The organism is Neobacillus kokaensis (assembly GCF_014656545.1).
Taxonomy (GTDB): Bacteria; Bacillota; Bacilli; order Bacillales; family Cytobacillaceae; genus Neobacillus; species Neobacillus kokaensis.
On the sequence record NZ_BNDS01000014.1, the window covers coordinates 68,259 to 89,854 of the forward strand.

Genomic DNA, 21,596 nt, shown 5'->3' on the forward strand with positions numbered 1-21,596 from the left:
TGAAAGAGACCCTTTAACCTCATATATTGCTGTTTTTTGGACAATAACGTACAATAATAATGTTTAATAACTTTACAATGTTGTAAATTTTACATTTACACTTTACATTCACTTTAATAAGGATGCTGATTATGACAACTCATTCCCTAAAACATTCCTACTATTATTTAAAAACTTTAATAGAAACCAGCTCAGATGCTATTACCATTATTAATTCGTCAGGAGAGGTTGAATATTGGAATACTCAGGCAGAAGAGATTTATGGAATCCCTTTAGAGGAAATTAAACACAATAAAATAAGTAAGTTTTTTAAAAAAAGGGATTTAAAATTACTTGAGATACTAGAAACGAAGAAACCCGTCTATAACGTATATCACCAACCTCGGCCGGACAAGCATGTATTAATCAGTTCAGCTCCCATTTTTGATGAAAAAGGAGATTTAATAGGGGCCATTTCTATTGATCAAGATATTACGAATATTGTTCAGTTAAATGAAAAATTAACTTTACAAGCAACACAATTACAAAAAATAAAACAACAATATAAATTACAGGAACAAATTGGCCCTTTAGCTGAAATCAAAGGGCATAGTGATGCAATCCATCTTGCAAAGGAATTAGCGCTAAGGGTAGCAAAAACTGACGCAACAGTGATCGTCTTCGGAGAAAGCGGCGTCGGCAAGGAACTGTTTGCTCAAGGCATCCATGAAGCCAGCATGAGAAATAATCAGCCGTTTATTCCTATTAACTGCGGCGCTATTCCTGAAGCCCTTTTTGAAAGCGAGTTTTTTGGATACGAAAAAGGATCTTTTACTGGTGCACATAGGGATGGTAAGCCGGGTAAAGTGGAAATGGCCGATGGCGGTACATTATTTTTAGATGAAATTGGCATGCTTCCCCTCGATATGCAGGTTAAATTATTAAGAGTCCTGCAAGAAAGAGAAGTCTATCGCATTGGTGGTAATACGCCTATAAAAGTAAATATTAGAATTGTCGCTGCCACCAACAGAGATTTAGATGACATGGTGAAACAAGGTACCTTTCGCGAGGATCTTTACTATCGGTTAAATGTAGTTACTTTAGCCCTTCCGCCGCTTCGGGAAAGAATTGAGGACATCCCGCTATTAGTGAGAAATTTTGTTCAGGAGTATTCTACAAAGTATCAAAAGGAAATTCCAACGCTTGGAGACAGTGCTGTGGAGATGTTCCAAAACTACGAGTGGCCCGGAAATGTCCGTGAACTTAGAAATGTGGTTGAACGATTAATTATTTTTACAGACAAACCTGTTATCCAAGCGGAAGATATACTAACGCTCTTTCCAAAATCCACAGGTAAAAAGGAAGGTAAGGAAGGGCTGGCAAAAGAAAAAGCTCTATTAGAAAAGGACCGAATTGAAGCAGTACTGAAGGAAACCTTTGGCAATAAAAGTGCAGCCGCAAAAATATTGGGAATATCCAGGGTTAGCTTATATAGTAAAATTAAACAGTATAATATCCAACTTTAAACAAGCTTCTATTTTTTGTCGATATCTACTCATAATTTGTAGATATTTCCCGGGAATTTTGTTGAAATTTGAATAATAGTGAATTTTGATAACCGAAAAGTTTCCTTATGTTTAAGTAGACATTAACTATAATTTATCACTTATATATTATAAAGATGGAAAAGAAGTGCAGGGGAAATTTTCATGTATAGCGGCTATGACAATCTCCGTTTCAGTGGATTCATCTAATCTTTCTTTTAGCTGATATTCAAGGTCTTTTGCTGAAACGTCTAGCGGTTTGACGTATCGCCTGCCGCTATAAGCGCTGTGAGTGTACTCAGATACGGCGAACTCTTTCACACCCTTGTATCAATTTCCCTTTTAAATTCGGCCAAAACAGCGGTAACTACATTTCCGCTTATTGGATAATGATGCTCGTTTTTTCCGATGTATATCGTATCGCATATCGTGATTCTCTTTCCTAAAAGACGAAGGTTCCGGGGATATATTTACGATTATATCGCCCAGCGATATGAACAAAAATAGGAGCGATACGCCCCATGTCTTGTAGAACTCTATTAAGAATGACTCTTGTTTTTGACTGAGTTTCTTAACTGCCTTAACATCTTATTTTCGGAATAGGGAGGAAAGCCATCCCCGTTTTTCTTTAGGCTTTTGTATCGCTTCTTCCAATCGTTTATTAAATTCATTTTGTGAACTCCATTCTTTTTTCTGTTCGTCCCGCATATTTTGTATTTCCTTTTGTAAGAGTTCACTTTTTTGTTTTTCTAGCTGCAACAATGTTTCGTAGTTGGTATTTTGCTGTTCTGCTAATTTTTCAATTTTAGTGTTCGTTTTTTTTGCTGAATTTCCAATAGTGGCACTTATAACATGATGATCCTGCTGGAGTCGGGAAACGGTTGTTTTAAGCTGTGCCATATCGTTTGTCAGTCTGTCATTCATTTCTCGTGTAACTGCGAGTTCATTGACTAAAAACATTAAGGCCTCTTTTAATTGACTCGAATCATAAGGTAAATTTTCATATGTACCGGGTATCGCAATCTCTATTTCATTGGATTCTTCTAATCTTTCCTTTTGCTGATACACAAGGTCTTTAGCCATATCGTCCAGCGGCTTGTCCGTATCGCGTAACGCTATAAGCGCTTTGATGTCTGACTGAACAAAGATACGGCGATCACCATCTTTCAAAAACTCATATCCATTCCGCTCTAAGATTTGGCCATACTTCCGTACAGTGGGAGTTGCAATACCTACTTCTTCAGCCACTTCCTTAGTAGAGAAAGCTTGTTCATTTGGTTTTATATCGCTTCGCATATCGAACCTCCTTTTCTATTACTATGAAGGTTTTTAGAATGATTTGCAAGGGTCATATCGCCCAGCGATACGCAGGCATCCTTCAATCCTTAATTAAGAAAAACAATTTAGCATAAACTTGTGTTTAATAGAAACTCCTTACCGCCTAATCTTTCACCAATTACTATAGTTGTTATCACAGAAATGCATTCCTCTTTCTCCTTTACTATAAAAAAGAAGATACCCCCTAAGTTGCTTAACCTATGGGTATCCTCTTGCTTAGTAAAGAAAGATATTCGGTCATTCTCTATTTCCTGTATGGATTAACTTAGTGGTTTTCCCTATTAAAATAAGTTGTTTATAGGACTTTTACAAAACGAAGCTAATGATGATACCGTTAAATCTATTCCATTCTTCCGACAACTTTTACTCTTAATCTCGTTGCGTTTTCTGGATGATAAGCAAGTGGAGTTTCTTCCACTTCAACTAATTCAATCGTATTAGCAGCCGCTCCAGCTAATACAGCTTGTTTCACTGCCTTTGCTTGTGCGTCTTTCAATGATTCCTCGCGTGGTTCTCTAGAATAGATATAGATTTGCTCATATTGCCCGCTGATTTGAGCAATGGATGCACCAATCGCATTTGCTACATCACCATTCTCAGCTTGAATAATATTGGAGACCCCTTGAATAGAGTCTGGAATAATAATACTGCCCCCGCCTACTAAAACCAGTTGAACATCTTCTGAGGATGTCTTCATTTTATCAATAGCCTGTTCAATTAGTGATGATATTTTTAATTGAACGTCTTTGGCGAACTCTTCATCAATATGTTCTACTAAACTCTTATCACCCACATCAGCCAAGCCAAGACGAACAGCGATGTCCGTTGTAGTGAGTGTATTACCGCCAAAGACAAGTGCTTCTTCACCAATCTTGTATCCTACGCTATCAGGACCCACAGTAATTGTGCCATTGTCTACACGAACAATACTTCCTCCACCTAGTCCAACAGAAATTATGTCCGGCATTCTAAAATTGGTTCGGATATCACCTACCTCAACCGCTACAGAAGACTCTCTTGGAAACCCATCTTGTAATACCCCGATATCGGATGTGGTACCGCCAACATCAAGGACCATCGTATTTTTAATCTGTGCTAAATATGAAGCACCTCGTATACTATTTGTTGGTCCGCATGCAATGGTTAATATAGGGAAATGTTTAGCATATTCGACCGACATTAATGTTCCGTCATTCTGGCATAAATACACTTCTACATTAGTAATTCCCTCTTCTTCCAATGCATGTACAAACCCTTCGGTTGTCGTTTTTATTACCTTGCATAATGCCGCATTTAAAATCGTTGCATTTTCACGTTCAATTAAACCTACAGAACCAATCTGCGAAGAGCAAGAAACAGGAAATTCTTCTCCATATACTTCATGTATAAGATCTCGAACTCTGAGTTCTTGATCATTCTTGATGGAGGAAAAAACCCCAACAATCGCTATTGATTCCACTTTCTCCTGCCATTCCTCCAAATGTGCTTTAATCTCACCCTCATCAAGTTCGCTCAGTAATTGACCATCGTATTCATAACCGCCATGAACTAAGCAATAGTTCCCTGAAAGGTTTTCAACCATATCTTTTGGCCAGGCAGTATATGGAAGGACAGAGGCAGTTGCAGGATATCCTAAACGAATTACACCGACCTTGGCTAATTTTTTACGTTCTACAATAGCGTTTGTACACTGCGTAGTCCCTAACATGGCATGGGTAATTTTGGACTTATCAATGTTTACTTCTTTTAATAAATTACGTAAAGCTGTTTCAATACCCGTTTTAATATCTAAACTTGTTGGAGATTTTACACTATGAATTAAATGATGATTTTGATCTAAAATTATAGCATCTGTATTTGTGCCGCCAACGTCAATTCCAATTCTATACATGTTCGATAACCACCTTTTCAACCAAGTCCTCAATTGGAACATAATCATAATCATAGCCAAAATATTTCGGACCTGCTGTTTCAATCCCCTTTGCTGTTCTCCATTTTTGATGAGCTGGTAATCCAATCACACGTACACGTTTTCCATATTTTAAACTTTCAGTTGTAACAGGTAATAGCGTTTCATAATCCACTAGACAAATTAAATCCGGAGTCATAGCTACCACTTGATCATTTTTTTCTGCAATTAGATTTTCATTTTGAAAATGCACCTTCATATTTTCGTTTTTATTCACATCAATTCCTTCGAGATCCATTTTCCCAAGGTTAAAGCCACCCTTGGTCTCTCGAATAACATCCACAATTTTACCTTGGAACAATTGATAGCCAGAAACCAGTTTTAACAATTCTTGAAGTTTTTCTTTTGACTCTCTGCGTTTTGAGGAAATAATTTCACCAATCTTTTCAGAAAGCGTAATGATATGATGAACTCCACTCTTTTTGATTTGAGCACCAGTCGTTGGATACAAACTAACCAATGAACTGGCTCCCATTTCAACAGTTGCTGCACGAGCTATACGTTCTGTCCATTTATTATTAATTGTTTCAAAAATCCCTATATTTCCTTTTTCATCTGTTATCGCCATTGGTGTAGCTGAGATCCCATCTAAGTGAAATGTTACCATTTGCAATTCTGGGAATGCTCTTCCCATACCATCACAATCAATTAGCGGTAAACCAAGCTGTGCTGCCACTACAATTGGAACCATGGAATTCACTCCGCCTGCTTCCATGGGATACGTTCCTGCAATTTTCTCTTTTCCTAAATACTTAGCGAGCTTTTGAAAAACCTTAACAAACTCGTCCCCTTTTGGGAATTTCTCCACTAAAACAGATGGCGCTCCCATCATTGCTGCGGGAATAAAAAATTCTTCATCTTCAATTTCATCTACAGAAAATAACCGTACAGGTCCATTTTTTTCAATTGCAGAAAGCGCCATTAATTTCCCTATATAAGGATCTCCTCCTCCGCCTGTACCTAAAAATGCAGCACCAACGGCGATATTTTCAATAGCTTCTTTATCTAAATATCTCATTTATTTTCCTCCAATATAGCTGTTTTTTGAGCAGTAAAATGTTGTCCAACATAGTAAATAACAAATGAAATGACTATCCCAATCAATGGCTGATTAGATATTTGCGGCAAACTTGGAAATAAAGATAACACAACGGGAAGACTGGCAATGACTGCTCCAACCAGCCAAGAAAAAACCCCTAAACGATTTATGCCTTCTATTTCTTTCCAACAATGTTTATTGCCTTTATTCATCACCCAATAAGAAGCAATCATGACACCGGCTACTGGCGGAATCATCGCAGAAAGGATAGACATAATAGGTGTGAAGTAATTTAATATGCCTACTACAGCCAACACGGTCCCAATTGTTCCAGCAATACCGACTGCTAACTTTTCCTTTTCTTTGGAGGTGTTAAAAACATTAATCAATGCAAAGCCACCCGAAATGGCATTTACCAGATTTGTTTTCCATGTAGCTAAAATTAATGCGACACCACCAATAAATGGAGTTGCGATTCTTAAAAAGACAGCTGTGATATCACTTGTTTGATAGGCGATCGTTAAAACAGCTCCTACTCCAATCATTAGCACTCCAGCTGGAATAATTCCAAAGATTGCTGCTTTTATAACATCCGAACGTTTTTTTGAGAATTGAGAATAATCACCTGCAATCACCGCACCTAATGCAAAGGAACCAATCGTTACGGCCAGCCCATCCATAAAACTCATATTCCCTTTTGGTTTGTAATCCTGAATTACCTGTAATTGCTCTCCTGTCAAAGTGTGAACCAAACCATACACACAAATGACAACTAATAAAGGTACGGCAATATAACTTAATACTCTTAGTACTTTTATTCCGTAAATAGCCGATATTACCATCACCATCCCACTAAAGAAAGAGGCTAATGGAACTGGCACACTAATATTAAATGCAGCTAACAAACTAGCTAACGCAGCCCCGCAAACATTGGCTTGGATTCCAAACCAGCCTAAGCAGGCAATTGCCAAAATAATGGATATTATGGTCCGTGACCCTTTCTTACCAAAAACTTGGCCAGCGACTTGAACGGCTGGCTTACCTAAATCACTGCTTTGAATCCCTTGCAGAATCATGAGCAGGACTACGATTGAATATCCAACAAACGTTGCTAATAATGCTTTTGGTAGGCTCATGCCACTTATCAGTGCATTTCCTACTAAAAGGCTTGGTATGCAAACCAGCGCCCCAGCCCAGATAATTCCTAGACTAAACCATGACTGATATTTTCGATCACTTCCCATATCGTCCCTCCTGTGTTTCTTAATAAATTGATTTTTCTTATTATAAAAGAAAAATAGAGGAGAGTCTTTTTCGAAAATGAAAAAAAAATCCGACTTTTTGTTGTTTTTGACAAAAAGTCGGATAAATTTATCGATTAATTAATCGATAGATCATACAGGCTATATAAACATCGTAAAACTCGGAATAAACGGTTACGTCATATCCAATTAGTTCACTAATCTTTTTGATTCGATACTTAACCGTATTTTTGTGAATAAATAGCAGTTTTGCACAATTGTCAAAATCGCCATTTGCATCCAGAAGGAAGGTCATCAATGTCCTCAAAGATTCTTGGTCATTCCGAATAGGAGCAATGACTGACAAACTTTCTTCAATTGTTTCTTCCCCTTGCTTACTTAAATCCACGGCTCGCTTCATGGATCGGATTTCCGCTGCTGTAAACAATTTACGCATTTGATAAACTGTATGAACTTTCTTTCCTACATTATTTACTAACTGATACATACGACGAACATCTAGCGTATTTCTCATTTTCGGACAATAAACAATTTCCGAAATTTGCGAGAAGTAATTTGTTGTTTCGATAAACTCCCTAGCAATTTCAAACTCATGGTATTTATAGGAGTAATCGCCTAACAGTACGATAGTACAATGATCGATCGTTTGAATGACCGCAGTTTTATAATATTTTGAAAGCTGCTCTGCCAATTCTTCTCTAATTTTCTTTTCATCTGACAAATCCTTAATATAAACTAGCCACATCATTTCGATTGCAGAAACATCAATATGAAGCAGATTGGCTAATCTTCGCATCTTTTCACTTTCATCATTCACAATCGCTTTGACTAAAGCATATTCACTAACTTCCGCATGTTTGTCTCCCCATAGATTTATAGCCACTTGTACCACTTCGCTAGTTTTTTCGATGGTCTTAGCCGGTAATTTCATATTCTCTTTAATCAGAAAGAGATAAAGGATCTCTCCATTTTTTTGGTGAATACTTTTATATTCAACAAAACAGGGTATATGATTGATTTCCAATTTCTCTTTTTTCTCTTTGCCATTCGTAATATAGGGCGAAAATTCTTGGATTACTTTCAAGACATCTAAAGATGAATTTCGCGGCCACATTACTTGGTTCATAATATCAAAATTGGCATTTGTGATCAGGATATTAACTTTCAAGCGATCAGATAAAAATTTAAGTGTAATTTCCACACTCCGTAAATGTTCTGGAAGCAAAGAAACCTTTTCAAGAGATTCATTAACAAAATTCTCATTAACAGCCTGATTACTCACAATCGCTTCCATTACTTCATAAATTACTTCATTATAACGAAGGGAATAATCGTTTTTTGGCATACAAATAATAATAAAACCTTGAGAGTCTGCTAAGCGGAGCACCTCTTCTGGTATCTCTGGCAAGATAATTCCCACATAATATAAAATAAGACCTAATTCCCCTAGATCATGTAAATGTTGAATAGCTGTACATTGTTTTTCCACACTATCTTTAATGGAATACAAGGAGCTTATGACAAGTTCTTCGGCATACCATTCTTCTTGAACAGTTTGGATGCTCTGGGAGAAAAAATCTACATTCGAAACTTCTAATACCGATAAAGAGGAGACCGTTCGATTCAAGTTATCTTTTCCGGCTAACACCTCTGCACCTCTAAATGATGGCAATTGCAGTAAATCTTTTACTGTTACCCCATTTTCAATCACCACTTTTTCTCAATTATTTTGGCTAACAGTTTGCTTAATTTTAATTATATCCTAACGGGACATAGAATTATGGTTAGAAATTAACATATTTTAGATACCGTCATTGCAAGCGAGAAAAGTCCATTATTAAGAATATTATTAGAGGCAGCTCCCCCTAGCTCATGATCCTATTTTCTGTATCATTGTTTTATGTGCCTATTTTAAAAAAACCTAACACTTTTAGTGTTAGGTTCAGACAGCAAACGTTCAATGTGATCGTCTTTTGTTTATTCTCATTAAGCACTTTGCTCGGTTTGTTCCGCTAAAAGCTGGTTATATAGCTGTAAATCATTCTCATATAAATTCAAATAAGTCGACATTCCTAGATTCTTCACTTTTTCAAAGCTTTCCCAATCAACAATACCATATTCCATATTTAACTTTTGAGCATTCACCCAAGCAGTTTCTTCAAAAACAATATTCATTTGATGCTCTTCGATAAGCATCGCAAGAAGAGTGTAATCACTGTAACGTTCGTATATTGTATGGTTTTTTTTCATTTCGTGATATTCAATAGTTTTTGTCATTGACTCCATTAAAGCTTTCCGGTCTAACACATGCCCTAACTCATGAAGTGTAAAAGCTTTAATATACGTTTCGAGTGATACTAGAGACTGCATTTCCTTTAGGGCTTCTTCTATACGATCAACATCATAACCTATATAATCAAGGATAAAATTATAGCTCATATTCACACCGGTAAGTGTTCGCTTCAGTTCAATGTCTAATCCAACATTTGTCATCGTTGACTGTATCAATTCCTCAATCAACTTTATTCTATTTTGCTGGTTCAATTTTTCCCCTTACTTTCTAAATTAATTTATCTTTTGGGATCATAATATGTTACTTATTAAATTATTATTCCAAATACAGGAGATGGAAATTCTCCCAACTATAGAATATATCAAGATAAATTTGTTTTCAACAGGGAATAATATGTACTAACATTTAAAATTTATCAAAAAAAAAGCTGGTGAAAAACGAAATGTTTTTCACCAGCTTTTTGCTATATTAGGGACCTTTCAACAGGCCAGCTCGTATTTAATTTCAATAAATGTTTTTTAAGATTTAATCGTTATCACGTTTTCTGGCACGAGCCTCGCCGCCTTTACGGCCTGCTTCTTCTCTGCTCATTTTGCCATCACGATCGTCGTCGCGTTGGTTAGCGCGCGCTTCGCCGCCCTTTTGTCCAATTTCCTCGTAAAATTCTCTGTCATGATTTTTTGAAGTTGCTTCGCCGCCTTTGCGACCAATCTCCTCATAAAAATCTCTGTCATGGTTTTCTGCCGTCGTTTCTCCGCCTTTGCGGCCGATTTCCTCATAAAACTCTCTGCCGTGGGATTCTGCCGTAGCTTCTCCGCCTTTGCGGCCGATTTCCTCATAAAACTCTCTGCCATGGGTTTCTGCCGTAGCTTCTCCGCCTTTGCGGCCTGCTTCCTCGACAGTCATCTTTCCGTCATCATGATTATTTCGTTTTTTGTCAGCCATTTAAAATCCCTCCATTTTTTTACTTAATTTCGACTACACTCTTTATATTCCCACCTTCTATTAAATTAAACACCTTTTTTCTATTACTCTTTGAATTTCTAAAAAAAATGATAGACCTGTCTGCTTTGTTTCCCTGCTGCAAATAGCGGGAATATACAAATAAATAAGTTACAACAGGTGGTTGATATTATGAAACTAAAGGTGTCTCTATTTACTATACTTTTTCTGTCCTTTCCCTCTATTATTTTGGGGGCTGAATCCAACCATTCCACCGATATGGTGATTTCGTTTGACGGTATGCGGCATGACTTTTTAGAAGAATATATGGAACAACAACAGCTGCCGCATTTTAAACAGGTGGTGAGCAGGGGCAAAATGGCTGACAATATCCGTACAATATTTCCTTCTTTAACGTCTGCCTCCCATGCTGCCATAGCAACCGGTGCTGCATCGGGTGCCACAGGCATGGTAAGCAATGAACTACATAAGCCGAATAAAAAGTTGACTGATAGCGAAAGTGCCTTCTATTCAGGACTGGACGCTAAACCGCTCTGGTCGGTCGTACGTAAGGAAGGTAAGAAAACGGCGACTATCCTTTTTCCAGGTTCTAACCCCAAATACGGCCACCAAGCGGATTATTCGATATATTATGGGAACACATTGGCAGAAAGTGAATTAATTTCGCTTGGATTTAAAAAAAACACCAAAGAACGTCAATCTGCCGTTTTTCCTTTAAAAATAGGAAATGGCCATAATCTGAAGGTGTATGTTACGACAGAAACACCTGGAGAGTTTTATCTCTCCTTTGATAGAAACATGCAGAATAAAGAAAAAGTTAGCCTTGATGAGTGGGGTTCTCTTTCATTTCAAACCCACGATAAAGAGATGGCAGGATTTGCTTTTAAAATTAAAGCGACAAAACCTGACCTTTCCGATGCCAAACTATATAGGACTGCCGTATCTTCCGGAGTTGTCAAAGGTCCAAAACATTTTAAGGAAGATATCTATAAGCACTTTGGATATTTCCCCATCCAAGAAGATGACAAAGCTTTGGATAAAAAGTGGATAACAAGAAAGGAATATGAAGAAATTAGTATAAGGTTTGCACAATGGACGACAGATGTTTCCCTGTACATAAAAAAGAAGTACAAGCCAGATCTACTATTTTTCTATTATCCACAGATTGATCATGAGTCCCACAAATACCTGCTTTCTGACCCAAGACAGCCAGGTTATACAAGCGATAGGTCCAAACAATACTTAAGCTACATTCGCTGGTCTTACAAATTGGCTGACGAAATGCTTGGACAAGTTTTAGCAGAAACGGGCCAGGATGATCGTCTTTTCATAGTGTCTGATCATGGAATGGAGCCAGTTCATTCACGGCTTTCTCCAAATGAAGAATTGGAGAAAAAAGGGCTCTTGGTAAAATACAACAACGGAAAAGTAAATATTAAAAAATCGAAAGCCTTCGCGGTAGCTAGCGGCTCCATAGCGCACGTTTACATCAATTTGAAAGGCCGGGAAGAAGGCGGCATAGTGGACCAAACCCAATATGACAAAATCCAAAAAGAGATTGCTGATATTTTCAAAGGTGTAGAAGTAGATGAGAAGAAAATACCGTTAACCACCTTCTTCTCAATCGCCCCCATCCAATTGTGGGGCAAAATAGTTCATAACAATGAAAAGCTCCCTGGTTCGTTTAATAGCTTTACTAAGACAGCGAAAATGACCTTTTTCCATAAAAAAATCCATCCTTACGACAAAGTCATTCTAACTGGAACCGATAATAGCTATGAGAAAGGGCAAATCCAACATCCGAACGCGGGTGATATCATCCTCGTCGCCCAAAAGGGATATTATATGGCTCAAGGCAGCGGTGATGAGGTAATGGAGCCCGGGGATTTAGGGAATCATGGCGGCAATCCCTCAAGAAAAGAGCTGCGCCCTGTATTTTTGGCCGTTGGGAAAGGGATTAAAAAAGGAACGATCGACACGAAGATTAGCACACTAGACATTGCCCCTACCCTGTACCAGCTAATCGGCATACAGCCTCCCGATTTTGTAGAAGGAAAAGCTATTGGTGAACTGACAGAAAAAGCGGAAAGAAAAGTCCAACAAAGGGATTGATGAGAAAGAAGTTATGCTAATCCTTCAAAAGAGTATCGCTCATTTTTTTCTCTGGCATCAGGAAAGACCCCTTTCAAAATGCTTCAAATGGAAAAATAAGAAAGCATCCTCCACTTGTAATCCAGTGGAGGATGCTTTTTATAAAATGACTAGACGATTCGTTTCTCCTTTAATCGTGGCTCTACGGTCACAACTCCTGCCCGCTTTAATTTCCCCCAGCCTACCCGGGTTCCTTTTAATGCAGTAAAAAAGGATTTCCACGTTACCCATAATAATAAGTAGCGGTAAACAATTCTTTGCAGGAACAAGAAAAGGAGCGGTTTAATGCTTAGCTTCTCCATTCTAAAAGCAACTAAGCAAGCAAGGAAATCAACCAAAAGGTAACTAGCAAAAATAATTAAAGATTTTTGGGTATTCCCTGTCATGATCCCTAATATAAACAATAAATCTAAAAGCGGAGCACATAAAGGAACAATAAATTGAAATAAAAGCATATTAGGGAGGGCAATGAATCCCAGTGATTTATGCTTTATTCCCCCAAACGCTTTCTTATGCTTCCAAAAACATTGTAAAGTTCCAAAAGTCCATCTGAATCGCTGTTTCAGGAAATCTCTAGTCGTTTTAGGTGCCTCCGTATAGGCACATGCTTGTTCATCAATCACCACTTTATAGCCTTGGCGGAGAATTTTTAATGTCATGTCTGTATCTTCTGCAAGAGTATCATTGGTAAAATAGCCCAGCTCTTGAACAACCTGTTTACGCCACGCCCCCAAAGCTCCCGGAACGACAGGGACACAATTAAGAGTGGCAAAGCTGCGTTTCTCCAAGTTAAATCCAGTTACATACTCAATATGCTGCCAGGCAGTTAACAGGTTTTCCCTGTTCCCAACCCTTACATTTCCAGATACCGCCGCAATATTTTCATCAGCAAAATGCCGAATAAGCTTTGAAATCGAATCAGGAGGAATAATAGTGTCCGCATCAATGGCAACAAGGATGTCCCCCTTTGCCTTCCTAACGCCTAGATTGATGGCTGTAGCTTTTCCCCCGTTCTCTTTGTGGAAAAGAAAGACTTTTTTATTCGCTTGGTACTTACGGGATACAACCAAGGAGGTCTGGTCTTTGGAACCATCGTCAACAACAATGATCTCTAGGTTTGGATAATCGCTTTTCAAAATCGATTCGATGGTTCTACCTATAACCTTCTCTTCATTGTAGGCCGCAATAATGACACTTACAAACGGAGCAGACTGCCCTACAGGATGGCTGACATGCTTTTTATGTATAAAAGCTAAAATGCCTAGGATCAAAATGCGCAGGGCTAAAATGAACATCGCACTATAAAGCAAAAAAGATATAACTTCTTTAAAGTTGGCTAGATTGAACAGCATCACTTTGTAGCTTTGCATAATCGGATTTTCTGCCTTTGTGACAGGAGGCATGATTTTACTTTTGCTTTGGCCCATTAAATCGTTGATTGTCACAAATTTATATCCTTTATTCTGTAACACTTCAATAATTTCAGGCAGTGCCTCAACGGTAGCCTGTCTATCTCCTCCGCCGTCGTGAAGTAAAATAATATCGCCGCTTGATACCTGGCTCAAGACATTCTTAACAATAGCCTCGCTATCACGCAGCTTCCAGTCCTTTGAATCGATATCATAATTGACAGTGACGTAGCCCATTTGCGTTACATCCTGTAACTTTTGAAAATGCGATGGCAAATACTTTGCCTCCTCATCTCCATATGGGGACCGATACAACGAGGTCGTATGTCCAGTAATTCCTTGAATGATGCGTTGAGTACTATTTAGCTCAAACTTTATCTGTTTATCAGACATTTCTATTGTTTTAGGGTGAGAAAACGTATGGTTGCCAATTCCATGGCCATCCTGATAAATTCGTTTCAGAATATCTTGATTGTGGATTGCCTTATTACCTATGACAAAGAACGAAGCCTTTACTTGGTGTTGTTTCAGGATCTTCAATATGCTTTCCGTATATTTAGGATCGGGCCCATCATCAAAGGTTAGTGCAATCTCTTTTTCCCCCGGCTGGCTTAAACGCTCAAATTCGGATGATATTGGGTTAGATATATAGGTTTCACCCGTAATAAAGCCAGAGCCATCAAACCGAAGGCTGCGTTCCCCCTCTTTCCAACTCTTTTTCGCTCGGAAAATCTCCCCTTTTCCTGTGCTGTAAATATTTCCTCCATTCTTGACGGTAAGTAATTCCTCCGTTTTATGCCCTTTGAGAATATCCCAAACAGATGGATCCTCCGACCCTAGCCTCCAGAGTGCAATTCCCTGCGCTCCAGCTTCAGTAGACATTTTCAATTGGTTGTAGAAGGTTGCACTATCTAGGAACCATAATTCATGTACTTTGTTGTTCTCCGTATATTTAAGGTAAGGAGTTTGGCTCATATCGTCCCATTGGATATTCAAGTTTGCTTTTTCAGCGAGTCTTGTGACGTCATCAAAGGAAACGACTTCTCCCGGCTGCTGGCTTTCCCACTCCCAGTCGTATCCATAATTCCCAAGCCCAACAATAAGCTTTTCCTTAGATAATTTTGATAGAGTCTCTTTAAACCAGGAGGATGAAGCAATGGTGCCAGGGTTGTTCACATTCTCATCGTATGCCATCACAATCATCTGATCAACATACTTTTCCAGTTCTTTATAATCAAACGCCTCATTAGCAGCCTGTACAGCAATGGATACAGAGAGGCCGTCAGCATGGAAAACCGTATCAAGCTCCTTTAAAAACTGGGGCAATAAATCCCGGTCGTTCTTGTTTAGATTCTCAAAGTCAATATTGATCCCGTCAAAGCCCTGCTTTTTTATTAGTTCATGCAGTTTTTTAATTAATTTCGCTTGTTCTTCAGGAGAATTTAACAGTTGATGCACTGTCTCCTGATTCCACTTGCCATCCTGTATGTTGTGAATTAACGGTACAATCTTCACATTATTCTTTTTAGCGAGCTCTACTATTTCCGGCTGAATATTGCTTTCAAGCTCCAGGTCTTCATTTAAACTCAACCATTGCGGGATTAGAACATCGATTGTATCAATATTTTTCCTGAGCGATAGCTCACTGTTGCTGTCCCAATTGACATAGAATGCGTATACATCATCCTTATAGGCAATTTTCTGTTTAAGATAATCCCCATTCGTATCGGTATTTACAGTTGCATTCTGATGGGAAGTCATGGTTGCAGATGAACGGATGTGTGAAAATTCATTATTTTCTTTTGTCTCCAATGTGGGGAGATGGGGATTAGCATAAAGACCCAGCCCCCCAAAAAAGATCATCAGAAAGAATAGAACAACTAGAAGGGCCGAAAGAATGATAAGTATATTCCACCGCTTGCTCGATTCACTCTTAAAAATAAAATCTTTTTGACCTGGCTCAGATCCCAAATGTGTTTTTTTATTTTTACCTTCATTCCGGAAAATCCTTTTTTTCATTTTTAATACCTACCTCAAATCATTATTTATCCTTACATTCGAAAAATCTCCAAGGATCTACCTATTCTCTATTTAAGAACAGTGTATTGTTCATAGTTTCACAATAGCTAGGTATTTCAAATTTGAATGGAAACTGTAGATATCAAAAGCCGTAAATTCTACCAGTCTTCCAATCCATTAATAAGAGTAACAAATGGATCTATAAGAAAAAATAAGCTGATTTATCCAATTTTCATGGACATCAACCACTTCTAGCAAAACAATTACCTACTTACCAATATACCTAGTTCCTTAGCTCTATTTTTCTCTTTGTAATATTCCTTTTTATTGTTTAACCAAAGAATTTCAAGTGGGATCCAGTTACTATTTCAGTAATATAACGATTCTTAATATTTTCGCAATAAATTTTTAATATGGCAGAAACGTTTTGTTAATAAAAAAAGGGCCCTCTCGCCTAGGTACATTAATCTATTTAAGAAGAATTACTGGCGTTTTGTCGTTTCTCTAGTTATTTTGTCGAATACCGATATATTTTTTTGATGCTAAAATAAAACGAGATTACTGCAAAGGAAGTGTTTGAATGGAACAGGAACACACATCTCCAACACCTAAAAAAAGGAAGCTGGGCTTTAAAATTACACTTGGAGTCATTTTCCTTCTTATTATAGGAGCTTGCGCATACGGATTTTCCGTATATCACTCTGTTGCCGGCACACTCAAAAAAACACATGAACCACTAAAACGTTCAGCATCTGAGCAGCGTGTTATTAATTTGGCAGCAGGAGATCCCATCTCTGTTTTATTATTTGGGGTGGATCAGCGTGACGGAGACCGCGGGCGTCCAGACTCGTTAATTCTATTAACGGCAAATCCAGGAGATAAATCTATTAAAATGGTAAGCATTCCTCGTGATACATACACCGAAATTATCGGCAAGGGAATAAAGGATAAAATCAATCATTCGTATACATATGGCGGAGTTGACATGACCATTAAAACCGTTGAAAATTTCCTAGGTGTCCCGATTGACTACTTTGTGGAAGTAAATATGGATGGTTTTAAGGATCTTGTAGATGCTGTCGGCGGTGTGACCGTCAATAACACCCTGAACTTTTCTTATGAAGGGACAGATTTTCCTATTGGTAAAATGGAATTGAATGGTGAAGAAGCCCTAAAGTATTCTCGTATGCGTGCTTTTGACCCGCAGGGTGACTTAGGGAGACAAGAACGCCAACGTAAAATTATTAAAGCTTTTATAAAAGAAGCAGTACAAATCGAAACCCTAACAAACTATGGAAATATATTGGAGGTAATTGGCAAGAATGTAAAAACAAATTTAACGTTTGAGGAAATAAAAGACATTCAGAAATACTATTCCCAAACACGTCACAGCCTTGAACAAATCCACATAAATGGCAACGGCAAGGAAGTAAAGGGTGTCTATTACTACATTGTGCCTGAGAAAGAACGGACAAAGCTGTCTAAGATGGTTAAAAAACACTTGGATATTCAGTAGTCTCCGTTAAATCAAGAGTTTCTAAACCTTATTACATCATGCCGCCTTTATGATGAGAGCGTGTAATATCTTTAACGATGTGTGGAAAGGGTACGGTATATCGGATTCAGCAGAATCTGGTGTGTATCATCTTGTACCGGGAATTTACCGTTCTCATAAATGATACAGAGTCATTTGTGGTCTTAAAGTAAGTAAAGTGTCTGTTGTCAAACTGTTATTTTCCATTAACTAAACTGTAAACAAACTATGGTATGTTAGATACACCAAGGTTTTCTCCAGCAAATAGCCGGCAATCCTTTATTTAATAGGAAAGTCGGCCTTTTTAGTTTCAAAGGCAAGAGCAGTTTCCATGATTAAGCCATAAAGAAGAGGTAAATCAACTTAAGCTTAAAATTATTTACATTTAGAAATAGATATTATTCAAAGAAAAGGGGAAGAGGATAGAGATGATGGACAAAGAATGTAATTGTACTCTTTATGGAATTAATAAAGATGTTTTGAAACATTTGGAACAAAAAAGAAGGGGAATAATTACAAACATTTCGGATTTACCTCCTTTAAAAAAAGAAATCATAATTAAAAACATCGATGAATTAATTTTATTAGTAAATAAAGCCCATCAATAGTTTTTTATCTACTATATCTTAACCCATTCAAACCATAGCAATCAGAAAATATACATCTTAGATTGGAGGATTCTAGTTGAGAAATAGGGTGATTTACGCTGATATATTAAGGGTATTTGCAACATTTGCTGTGATGATTATACATGTTAGTGCCACTAATTTTGGAGAATTAAAGCCTTCTTCCTACGAGTGGAATATTTTAAACTTTTACGATTCATTAGCAAGATGGTGCGTTCCTGTGTTTGCCATGTTAAGCGGGATGTTCTTTTTAAATCCAAATAAACCGATTAGCATGAAAAAGCTTTATACGAAATCAATCTTTCGAGTTCTACTTGCGCTTTTTTTCTGGGGATTTATTTATGAATTGTATAAAAGGATATTAGAGCAGGCACCATTGAACATTCATTTTTTTAAAGACGCGGTAATAAGTATTTTTCAAGGAGACACACACTATCATTTATGGTTTTTATATATGATTTTGGGATTGTACATTGTTACCCCCATTTTTAGAATATTTATAAAAGCTGCCAGGAAAAAAGATATAGAATATTTTCTAGTGATTGGGTTTCTCTTTTCAAGTTTTTTACCAACCTTGGAATACTTTTATCCATTTAACTATCTCGTACCTTTTCTCATAAACTTTGATGTTAATTTAGCATTGGGCTGGGCGGTTTACTATATAATGGGCTATTACCTATCACAGTACGGCGTAAATGGAAAACTGAAAAAGGGAATATATATACTGGGCATATTGGGTGTTCTTATAACGATTGTAGGGAATAGCTTCCTTTCCATCGAAAAAGGCTCGCCTGATAACTTTTTATATTATTATTTAAGAGTAAATGTATTTTTTACTACCATTGCTTTATTTTTATTTATGGAAGATTTCTTTAGAAATAGGAATTTAAACAACATCAGCCTATCCATTATCTCCATTATTTCTAAATATAGCTTTGGTATGTATTTAATTCATGACATGGTGCGTACTTTAATAATGAATGCCGGATTTGACAACCTTTCATTTAATCCTATTATTTCTGTTCCGATCCTCGCTTTGTGCATATTTATTATTAGTTTCTTGGCAACTTCATTTATTAGAAAAATTCCTTATTTAGGGGAAAGAATTACTTAAAAAACGCATAACTTTAGGTTCTAGTCTTATGAGGGCGTCATCGATTCAATAAGTTTCTATGTTTGTAAAGGTTTTATACAAGGATAGGAACTTTTTTGTTTCGATGCTTTTCATTCGTATGTACCACCAAATGAGATTGATAAACAATTTCCCCCCTATCAGGTAAACTTATCAGGTACAGCTGGATCATTAAAATTATCCGTGAACTATTAGCTTCTCCACCATCCCAAGAAAGCGTCCATAACCCCATGGGGACCTGAGACATTTCTCTCAACCTTCAGTTGTAAACTTATATCCAATTCCTCTTAACGTCACGATAAAAGGATAATCTGTATACTTTGCAATTTTTTCTCTTAGATTTTTGATATGGACATCTACTGTTCGTTCGTTGATTACCTTTTCATTCTTTTTATAAATGGTATTAATGATTTGTTCCCTTGAGAAAATTTGATCTGGGTGGGTCATAAATAGATATAGTAAGCTGTATTCGAAATAAGTTAATTCAAGTACCTCATCGTGAAATTTCACGATTCCTTTTAATGGTTTAATTGTTAACCCTTTATAGCTTAGTTTACTGCAGCGATTGGCGGTTCTTCGTAAAACCGTTTCAATTCTAACCGACAATTCCTCTACATTATATGGTTTACCGATGTAGTCATCGGCCCCTTGTTTCAATCCTATGATTCTATCCTGTTCCGTATTATTAGAAGATACAATGATGATTGGTACGTTACTGTCTAGATCATAACGCATCCAGGAGCACACTTCGAGTCCATCCATATCAGGAAGCGATGTTTCTAGAAGTACAAAACAAGGGTCGTGTTTTAAGTACAATTCACGAGCCGTTTGTCCATTAGCAGCTTCCAATATTTCGAAACCTTGCCTAGTCAGATGAAATCTTAATACCGCTCTATTTTCACTATTGCTATCTATAATTAATATGGTTTTACCTCTTAATTTTTTATCTTCCAACTTTTTCAGCCCCTTGCCTCTATTATAATGATAGAAAAGAGTTTCACAAAAGGTTGTGTTTTATTATAGAAAAACGACCCGCTGTTAACGGGTCATTTTCTATTATTTCTTTTCTGCAGCCTTTTTCCCTGCAAGTGTTTCGTAGGCTGCATCATCCGGCGCATCGCCTTTCGGCCAGTCATAAATTTTATCAGGAAAATCAGGTCTAGTCATAGAGTTAATATATGCTGCGATATTCAACGCTTCTTCATCTGTGAAGGAACCTGCTTCATAACCAGCCATCGGTGCTTTAGGCATATATTTTTTGATAAAGCCTCCTGCCGTTCTTACTCGAGCCATACCCGCTCCAATGTTATAGGATTTTTCTCCCCAAAGAGGAAGTCCCGTGGCCCCCCCTTCTCCACCTTCACCATGACAGGTGATGCATGCTTTATTGTAAAGTTCTCGGCCGGCATCTACATTTAACTTAGTTAGATCACCGTCAGCTTTTGGCATTTTAGCCCAAGGTCTTTCTTTCGTATCATCTGGAACATTGGTTGAAATATAATTATAATAAGCTACCATTGCTTTCATTTCCTTGCTATCTAAAGGAAGCGGTTTTCCATTCATACTTCTTTTAAAACACCCGTTAATACGGTCTTGGATTGTAACTACTTTCCCAGCACGCGGATTGTATTGGGGATAGGTTTTTGAAATACCAACTAGGTCAAGAGAAGAACCAACGCCACCATCCGCATGACAGCTAGCACAACTTAGTTTATTTCCTACATATCCATCCAAAACCGTGCTTGTTTCATTATGTTCTTTTAACCCTAATTTGATTAATTCCCCTTCTTCCCCTGCAGGAACATCGTCCATACTAGGTGGTAAATAAGGATGTTCTGGTTTAGTTTCTGTTTGTTCCATAGGCGCTGATGCTCCAGAACTTACCGCCGGCTGCCCCTTTGAATCTTGTACAAATAGGAAAAATACAGTGAACCCCAGTGCGATCGTGGCAACAATAGCCGCAACGGATGAAATAAAAAATTTACTCATGTTTAAGCTCCTCTCCATATTAGGGGGACTTCTCATAAGAGAAGATTTTCCGAATCGTTTTTACAAGCTCATTATCCAAAAGTTTTGTTAAGATTGGGTTAATTAAAATTGAGCGTTTCGTGAACATCGGGTAAATGGGAGGAGAGTTCACTAAATCTACAAAAAGTGGGGCTAAGGCAGCTGTTAAAAAACATTATGGACAGACGAGGGCACTCAGGTGATGAAACAACTAGGAAGGTGTCATTCAAGTTCATTTAATAAAAGTCCAAGCAAAAATACCGTTCATAAATATATTAAGTAATAAATTTAGTTGTTGTTAAAAAAGTTAATGCCCTTTGAAAGGAATGAG

15 protein-coding genes are annotated in these 21,596 nt (G+C 37.5%); 5 read left to right on the forward strand and 10 right to left on the reverse strand.

The genetic code is table 11. The features are described 5' to 3' along the window. Positions 1 to 131: 131 nt before the first annotated feature. Complete coding sequence (locus IE222_RS16090) at positions 132 to 1,505, forward strand: sigma-54 interaction domain-containing protein (RefSeq protein ID WP_191274519.1); 1,374 nt, start codon at positions 132 to 134, stop codon at positions 1,503 to 1,505. A 606-nt stretch (positions 1,506 to 2,111) separates the two neighbouring features. Here the strand turns inward: IE222_RS16090 and IE222_RS16095 are convergent. From IE222_RS16095 to IE222_RS16125, 7 genes are all read right to left on the reverse strand, one after another. After that, a complete protein-coding gene (locus IE222_RS16095; protein ID WP_191274520.1) occupies positions 2,112 to 2,819 on the reverse strand; it encodes a hypothetical protein in 708 nt (235 codons plus the stop codon). Between the two features lie 382 nt (positions 2,820 to 3,201). After that, positions 3,202 to 4,752: a hydantoinase/oxoprolinase N-terminal domain-containing protein gene (locus IE222_RS16100; RefSeq protein ID WP_191274522.1), complete on the reverse strand. Its 1,551-nt coding sequence runs from the start codon at positions 4,750 to 4,752 to the stop codon at positions 3,202 to 3,204. Beyond that, entirely contained in the window at positions 4,745 to 5,848 is a 1,104-nt protein-coding gene (locus tag IE222_RS16105) for an S-methyl thiohydantoin desulfurase family protein (RefSeq protein WP_191274524.1), read from the reverse strand. Before IE222_RS16105 ends, IE222_RS16100 begins: the two co-directional genes overlap by 8 nt. Continuing rightward, positions 5,845 to 7,113 (reverse strand): cytosine permease, encoded by a 1,269-nt coding sequence (locus tag IE222_RS16110; protein ID WP_191274526.1) that lies wholly within the window; start codon positions 7,111 to 7,113, stop codon positions 5,845 to 5,847. The genes IE222_RS16105 and IE222_RS16110 overlap by 4 nt, the downstream gene beginning before the upstream one ends. Positions 7,114 to 7,240: 127 nt before the next feature. After that, on the reverse strand, positions 7,241 to 8,845 hold the full coding sequence (locus IE222_RS16115; protein ID WP_191274528.1) for a PucR family transcriptional regulator: 1,605 nt from the start codon (positions 8,843 to 8,845) through the stop codon (positions 7,241 to 7,243). A gap of 272 nt (positions 8,846 to 9,117) precedes the next feature. Then, entirely contained in the window at positions 9,118 to 9,675 is a 558-nt protein-coding gene (locus IE222_RS16120; RefSeq protein ID WP_223282742.1) for an integrase, read from the reverse strand. 274 nt (positions 9,676 to 9,949) lie between these two features. Next, positions 9,950 to 10,369 (reverse strand): KGG domain-containing protein, encoded by a 420-nt coding sequence (locus tag IE222_RS16125; RefSeq protein ID WP_191274530.1) that lies wholly within the window; start codon positions 10,367 to 10,369, stop codon positions 9,950 to 9,952. A gap of 189 nt (positions 10,370 to 10,558) precedes the next feature. Here IE222_RS16125 and IE222_RS16130 point away from each other — a divergent pair, with 189 nt between their 5' ends. Next, positions 10,559 to 12,499, forward strand: a complete 1,941-nt coding sequence (locus tag IE222_RS16130; protein WP_191274532.1) for an alkaline phosphatase family protein — start codon at positions 10,559 to 10,561, stop codon at positions 12,497 to 12,499. Between the two features lie 149 nt (positions 12,500 to 12,648). Here the strand turns inward: IE222_RS16130 and IE222_RS16135 are convergent, their stop codons facing one another. Further along, positions 12,649 to 15,966, reverse strand: coding sequence for a trifunctional glycoside hydrolase family 18/polysaccharide deacetylase/glycosyltransferase family 2 protein (locus tag IE222_RS16135; RefSeq protein ID WP_223282743.1), 3,318 nt, complete (start codon positions 15,964 to 15,966; stop codon positions 12,649 to 12,651). A 580-nt stretch (positions 15,967 to 16,546) separates the two neighbouring features. On the opposite strand from IE222_RS16135, the gene IE222_RS16140 reads away from it, so the two are divergent. From IE222_RS16140 to IE222_RS16150, 3 genes are all read left to right on the forward strand, one after another. Continuing rightward, positions 16,547 to 17,482, forward strand: coding sequence for an LCP family glycopolymer transferase (locus tag IE222_RS16140; protein WP_191274535.1), 936 nt, complete (start codon positions 16,547 to 16,549; stop codon positions 17,480 to 17,482). Between the two features lie 446 nt (positions 17,483 to 17,928). Next, on the forward strand, positions 17,929 to 18,108 hold the full coding sequence (locus IE222_RS16145) for a hypothetical protein (RefSeq protein ID WP_223282744.1): 180 nt from the start codon (positions 17,929 to 17,931) through the stop codon (positions 18,106 to 18,108). Positions 18,109 to 18,184: 76 nt separating this feature from the next. Continuing rightward, complete coding sequence (locus IE222_RS16150) at positions 18,185 to 19,240, forward strand: acyltransferase (protein WP_191274539.1); 1,056 nt, start codon at positions 18,185 to 18,187, stop codon at positions 19,238 to 19,240. A 270-nt stretch (positions 19,241 to 19,510) separates the two neighbouring features. Here IE222_RS16150 and IE222_RS16155 read toward each other — a convergent pair whose 3' ends face one another. Continuing rightward, the gene (locus IE222_RS16155; protein WP_191274541.1) at positions 19,511 to 20,212 is read right to left on the reverse strand and encodes a response regulator transcription factor; all 702 of its coding nucleotides are present in this window, start codon (positions 20,210 to 20,212) and stop codon (positions 19,511 to 19,513) included. A gap of 102 nt (positions 20,213 to 20,314) precedes the next feature. Further along, positions 20,315 to 21,247 (reverse strand): c-type cytochrome, encoded by a 933-nt coding sequence (locus IE222_RS16160; RefSeq protein WP_191274543.1) that lies wholly within the window; start codon positions 21,245 to 21,247, stop codon positions 20,315 to 20,317. Positions 21,248 to 21,596: the final 349 nt, after the last annotated feature.

Bases quoted from the DNA above. Each gene is read 5' to 3' on its own strand.
- IE222_RS16160 (WP_191274543.1), bottom strand. From the start codon at position 21,247: ATGAGTAAATTTTTTATTTCATCCGTTGCGGCTATTGTTGCCACGATC.
- IE222_RS16125 (WP_191274530.1), bottom strand. From the start codon at position 10,369: ATGGCTGACAAAAAACGAAATAATCATGATGACGGAAAGATGACTGTC.
- IE222_RS16105 (WP_191274524.1), bottom strand. From the start codon at position 5,848: ATGAGATATTTAGATAAAGAAGCTATTGAAAATATCGCCGTTGGTGCT.
- IE222_RS16090 (WP_191274519.1), top strand. From the start codon at position 132: ATGACAACTCATTCCCTAAAACATTCCTACTATTATTTAAAAACTTTA.
- IE222_RS16135 (WP_223282743.1), bottom strand. From the start codon at position 15,966: ATGAAAAAAAGGATTTTCCGGAATGAAGGTAAAAATAAAAAAACACAT.
- IE222_RS16145 (WP_223282744.1), top strand. From the start codon at position 17,929: ATGATGGACAAAGAATGTAATTGTACTCTTTATGGAATTAATAAAGAT.
- IE222_RS16110 (WP_191274526.1), bottom strand. From the start codon at position 7,113: ATGGGAAGTGATCGAAAATATCAGTCATGGTTTAGTCTAGGAATTATC.
- IE222_RS16140 (WP_191274535.1), top strand. From the start codon at position 16,547: ATGGAACAGGAACACACATCTCCAACACCTAAAAAAAGGAAGCTGGGC.
- IE222_RS16095 (WP_191274520.1), bottom strand. From the start codon at position 2,819: ATGCGAAGCGATATAAAACCAAATGAACAAGCTTTCTCTACTAAGGAA.
- IE222_RS16130 (WP_191274532.1), top strand. From the start codon at position 10,559: ATGAAACTAAAGGTGTCTCTATTTACTATACTTTTTCTGTCCTTTCCC.
- IE222_RS16100 (WP_191274522.1), bottom strand. From the start codon at position 4,752: ATGTATAGAATTGGAATTGACGTTGGCGGCACAAATACAGATGCTATA.